Origin of the sequence: Microbacterium sp. (assembly GCF_047606385.1) — a bacterium.
Taxonomy (GTDB): domain Bacteria; phylum Actinomycetota; class Actinomycetes; order Actinomycetales; family Microbacteriaceae; genus Microbacterium.
In genome coordinates this window covers 1-4,463 of the sequence record NZ_JASGEL010000083.1, presented here as the reverse complement: position 1 = coordinate 4,463, position 4,463 = coordinate 1, and the positions used below count along the sequence as shown (strand labels likewise).

At 74.1% G+C, this 4,463-nt stretch carries 6 protein-coding genes and 1 pseudogene; 6 read left to right on the top strand and 1 reads right to left on the bottom strand.

The window, feature by feature from the left end:
• From QM626_RS07705 to QM626_RS07685, 5 genes and pseudogenes are all read left to right on the top strand, one after another.
• A pseudogene (locus QM626_RS07705) lies at positions 1–231 on the top strand (DoxX family protein); the annotation flags it as partial.
• A gap of 9 nt (positions 232–240) precedes the next feature.
• A complete protein-coding gene (truB, locus tag QM626_RS07700; RefSeq protein WP_415075672.1) occupies positions 241–1,143 on the top strand; it encodes a tRNA pseudouridine(55) synthase TruB in 903 nt (300 codons plus the stop codon).
• Complete coding sequence (locus QM626_RS07695) at positions 1,140–1,508, top strand: hypothetical protein (protein WP_415075670.1); 369 nt, start codon at positions 1,140–1,142, stop codon at positions 1,506–1,508. Before truB ends, QM626_RS07695 begins: the two co-directional genes overlap by 4 nt.
• Before the next feature lie 36 nt (positions 1,509–1,544).
• Positions 1,545–1,991 carry a hypothetical protein gene (locus tag QM626_RS07690; RefSeq protein WP_415075668.1) on the top strand — a complete coding sequence of 149 codons (447 nt, stop codon included), beginning with the start codon at positions 1,545–1,547 and terminating at the stop codon, positions 1,989–1,991.
• The gene (locus QM626_RS07685) at positions 1,988–2,938 is read left to right on the top strand and encodes a bifunctional riboflavin kinase/FAD synthetase (RefSeq protein ID WP_415075674.1); all 951 of its coding nucleotides are present in this window, start codon (positions 1,988–1,990) and stop codon (positions 2,936–2,938) included. Before QM626_RS07690 ends, QM626_RS07685 begins: the two co-directional genes overlap by 4 nt.
• Here the strand turns inward: QM626_RS07685 and deoC are convergent.
• Positions 2,935–3,651 carry a deoxyribose-phosphate aldolase gene (gene deoC, locus QM626_RS07680; RefSeq protein ID WP_415075666.1) on the bottom strand — a complete coding sequence of 239 codons (717 nt, stop codon included), beginning with the start codon at positions 3,649–3,651 and terminating at the stop codon, positions 2,935–2,937. The two genes, QM626_RS07685 and deoC, sit on opposite strands and share 4 nt — an antisense overlap.
• Positions 3,652–3,710: 59 nt before the next feature.
• Here deoC and QM626_RS07675 point away from each other — a divergent pair.
• Positions 3,711–4,463 (top strand): cation transporter (locus QM626_RS07675; RefSeq protein WP_415075664.1); only part of this gene is annotated, 753 nt, incomplete at its 3' end.

Genomic DNA, 4,463 nt, shown 5'->3' with positions numbered 1-4,463 from the left:
GTGTGCGAGGCCGCGGGCGCGGTCGGCGTGCTGCTGCCGGCGACCCGCCCCGTGGCCGCGGCCGCGCTGACCCTGCTGCTGATCGCGGTCTTCCCTGCGAACGTCGTCGACGCGCGCACGAAGGGCGCCGCCGACGCCTCGTTCGCCCGCCGCATCGTCGTCCGCGGCGCCGAGCAGCTGTGCTTCGTCGCGCTGTGCATCTGGATCCTGGTGGCCGCCGCTCTCTCGTAGGCTGGACGGATGACCGCCTCCGAACCGGCCGGGGTGCTGCTGGTCGACAAGCCGGCGGGCCTCACCAGCCACGACGTCGTCGCCCGCGCCCGGCGCGCGCTCGGCACCCGCAAGGTCGGACACGCGGGCACGCTCGACCCGATGGCCACCGGCCTGCTCGTGCTGGGCGTCGGCGGCGCCACCCGCCTGCTGACGTACGTCGTCGGGCTCGGCAAGACGTACGAGGCGACGATCCGGCTGGGGATCACGACCACCACCGACGACGCCGAGGGCGAGGTGGTCGCCGTCGCCCGCGCCGCGGCGCTGCGAGCGATCGAGGACGCCGCCGTCCACGACGGCGTCGCCCTGCTCACCGGCGCGATCCAGCAGGTGCCCAGCGCGGTCTCCGCGATCAAGGTCGACGGACGCCGCGCCTATGATCTGGTGCGCGCCGGCCAGCAGGTCGAGCTGACGGCGCGAGCGGTCACCGTGTCGCGCTTCGAGGTGCTCGCCATCCGCCGCGAGGAGCACGCCATCGACCTGGACGTGGTCGTCGACTGCTCCAGCGGCACCTACGTCCGCGCCCTCGCCCGCGACCTCGGCGCCGGACTCGGCGTCGGCGGCCATCTCACCCGCCTGCGCCGTACGCGCATCGGCCGCTTCGACGTCGCCGACTCCGCCGCCCTCGACGACATCGCCGTCGCCGGGCTGCGCAGCCCGGCGGATGCCGCGTCCGCCGCCCTCCCGGTGTTCGCCGTCGACGCCGCCGAGGCCGTCGACCTGCGCCATGGCAGGCGGCTGACGGGGCTGGCCGCCCGGCTGCCGGGCTCGCCCGCCGCCGCCATCGATCCCGCCGGGCTGCTGGTCGGCATCGTCGAGCGTCGCGGCGACGACGTCCGCAGCGTCGTGAACATGCCCGAGGGGCCGCGATGATCCTGTGGTTCACCCTGGTGCAGGTCGCCGTCGCCGCCGCCGGCGGCGTGCTCTGCGTCGTGCTGGGCCTGGCCGGCCGCCGTCCCAGCGACCTGTCGGTCGGCGCGCTGGCCCTGCTCGAGCTGCTGCTGATCGCTCAGGTCGTGGTCGCGATCGTGGCTCCCCTCGCCGGGAACCCCCCGCTGGGCAACCCGCTCGAGTACTGGGTCTACCTGGTCTCCGCCGTGCTGCTGCCGCCCGCCGGTGTGGCCTGGGCCCTCGTCGAGCGCAGCCGGTGGAGCACCGTCGTCATGGGAGCGGCCGCCCTCGCCGTGGCGGTCATGGTGTGGCGCATGGAGATCATCTGGAGCGTGCAGTACGCCTGAGGAGGCCCCGGCCGCGCTGACTAGGATGGGGAGGTCATGTCCACCCCTGCCCCCCGCCGCATGACCGGCATCGGCCGCGTCCTCGTCGTGGTGTACGCGATCATGGCCCTGGCCGCGACCGGCCGCTCGTTCGTCCAGATCGTCAGCGAGTTCGACGCCGCCCCGCTGGCCTACACGCTCTCGGCGGCCTCCGCCGTGGTCTACGTCATGGCGACCCTCGCGCTCGTGTTCGCCGACCGGCCCGGCTGGTATGTCGTGGCATGGGTGGCGATCGGGTTCGAGCTGGCCGGGGTGCTCACGATCGGGACCCTCAGCATCGTGCAGCCCGCGCTGTTCCAGCATCCGACGGTCTGGTCGCTCTACGGCGACGGATACGTCTTCGTGCCGCTCGTGCTGCCGGTCATGGGCCTCATCTGGCTGTGGAACCACCGCGCCGCTCGCCTGGCCGAGCCCGAGCCCGTCGTCTCGCGGTCGTCATGGTGACCGTCTTCCGCGGTCCCGAGGAGGTGCCGGCGGGCTTCGGGCCCGCCGTCGTCGCGATCGGCAAGTTCGACGGCGTGCACGCCGGGCACCGTGCGGTGATCGAGCGGGCGCAGGTGGACGCCGCGTCCCTCGACGCCCAGGTCGTGGCCGTCACCTTCGACCGCAACCCGCTGGCGCTGCTGTGGCCGGATCGCTGCCCGGAGAGCCTCGTCGGCGTCACCCAGAAGGTGCGGCTGCTCGGGGAGACCGGCGTGGACGCCGTGCTCGTCCTCGCCTTCGACCACGAGCTGGCCGCGCTCACCCCGCGTGAGTTCGTCGAGCGCGTGCTGCGCCCGCTCGGCACCCGCATGGTGCTCGTCGGCAGCGACTTCCGCTTCGGCGCCGGCGGCGCCGGCACGCCGGAGACGCTGCGGCAGCTCGGGAGCGAGTTCGGCTTCCGCGTCGACGTCGTCGACGACGTGCGCGCGGTCGGCGAGGGACGCCGGGTGTCCTCCACCTGGGTGCGCGAGCTCCTCGCGGACGGCGACGTCGAGCGCGCTGCGCGCCTGCTCGGCCACGCGCCGTCGGTGTGGGGCGAGGTCGTGCACGGACTCAAGCGGGGTCGCGACCTCGGCTTCCCGACCGCGAACCTGTCGCCCGCGCTGGAGGGGTTCCTGCCCGCCGACGGGGTCTACGCCGGCTGGCTGGTCGACGAGGACGAGGGGCTGCGTCCCGGCATCCGGTACCCCGCGGCGATCAGCGTCGGGACGAACCCGACGTTCGACGACGTGCCGGTCCGGCAGGTCGAGGCGTACGTGCTCGACGAGACGGATCTGGACCTGTACGGCCATCACGTCGAGGTCGAGTTCGCCTCGCGCGTGCGCGGCATGGCCTCGTTCGCCTCGCTCGAGGGGCTCATCGCGCAGATGACCGACGACGTCGCGCGCGTGCGCGCGCTGCTGACCTAGTAGGAGGACGCGTCGACGGCGCCGGAGGGCGCCTCGCCCGCGAGCACCGCCCGGAGCTCGCCGAGGATCACCGCGCTCGCGCTCGTGCCCAGGCGCGTCGCGCCGGCGTCGAGCATCTCGAGGGCGGTCGCGAGGCCGCGCACCCCGCCCGAGGCCTTGACCTGCACGGCATCGCTCACCGACGCGCGCATGAGCGTCACGTCGTCGACCGTCGCGCCGCCGCCGGCGAACCCGGTCGAGGTCTTCACGAACGCGGCGCCGCCGGCCTCGGCCAGCCGGCTGCCGCGGGCGATCTGCTCGTCGTCCAGCAGGCTCGTCTCCAGGATCACCTTCGTCACCCGGCCGCCGGCGGCGTCCACCACCCGTTCGACGTCGGTGACGACCTGGGCGTCGAGGCCGCTGCGCAGCCATCCGATGTTGACGACCATGTCCAGCTCGGTCGCGCCGTCGACGATCGCCTGGTGCGCCTCGGCGACCTTCGCGGCGGTCGAGGTCGTGCCGTGGGGGAAGCCGATGACGGTGCCGACCGCGACGGGTGAGCCGGCCAGGCGGGCGACGACGTGCGCGACGTCGGAGGGGCGGACGCACACGCTGAACACGCCCCACTCCCGTGCCACGTCGAGCTCGGCGTCGACGTCCGCGCGCGTCAGCTCCGGCCGCAGGATGGCGTGGTCGATGGTGGCGGCGAGCTCTCGTTCGGTGATCTGCGGCATTCGTCCAGCCTATGCGCGACTCGACCTCCGCACATACCCTAGGGGGGTATCATGGGGGCATGTCCGACCGCATCGCCGTCCTCGAGATCGAGGGCATGACCTGCGCCAGCTGCGTCGCCCGGGTCGAGCGGCGCCTCACCGCCATCGACGGCGTCACGGCGGCCGTGAACCTCGCGACCTCGTCCGCACGGGTGACCTATCCGGCTGATGTCGAGCCCGACGCCCTCGTGCGGGCGGTGGACGGTGCCGGCTACCGCGCCCACGTGCGCCCGGCGCCCGGGGTGCACCACGACCACCACGGAGACGACCAGGGCCACGAGGGCCACGAGGGCCACGAAGGCCATCATGCCGCCGTCACCTCGCCGGTGCGGGTGGTCGTCGGCGCCGCGCTCGCCCTCCCGGTCGTCCTGCTCGCCATGGTGCCGGCCTGGCAGTTCCCCGGCTGGCAGTGGGCGAGTCTCGCCCTGGCCACCCCGATCGTGCTGTGGGGCGGCTGGCCGTTCCATCGCGCGACGCTGACGAACCTGCGCCACGGCGCGGTGACCATGGACACGCTCGTGAGCCTCGGCACGATGGCCGCCTACCTGTGGAGCGTGTGGGCGCTGCTGTTCGGCGGAGCCGGGCGCATCGGCATGGTCCACGGCTTCGGGTTCGGCGGCGAGCCGGGCGAGGCCGTGTACCTCGAGGTCGCCTCCGCCGTGACCGTCTTCCTGCTGCTCGGCCGCTTCCTCGAGGATCGTGCGCGGCGCCGCGCCGGCGCGGCGCTGCGCGCCCTGCTCGCGCTCGGCGCCCGCGACGTCGAGCTCGCGGAC

Bases quoted from the DNA above. Each gene is read 5' to 3' on its own strand.
- deoC (WP_415075666.1), bottom strand. From the start codon at position 3,651: ATGCCGCAGATCACCGAACGAGAGCTCGCCGCCACCATCGACCACGCC.
- truB (WP_415075672.1), top strand. From the start codon at position 241: ATGACCGCCTCCGAACCGGCCGGGGTGCTGCTGGTCGACAAGCCGGCG.
- QM626_RS07690 (WP_415075668.1), top strand. From the start codon at position 1,545: ATGTCCACCCCTGCCCCCCGCCGCATGACCGGCATCGGCCGCGTCCTC.
- QM626_RS07695 (WP_415075670.1), top strand. From the start codon at position 1,140: ATGATCCTGTGGTTCACCCTGGTGCAGGTCGCCGTCGCCGCCGCCGGC.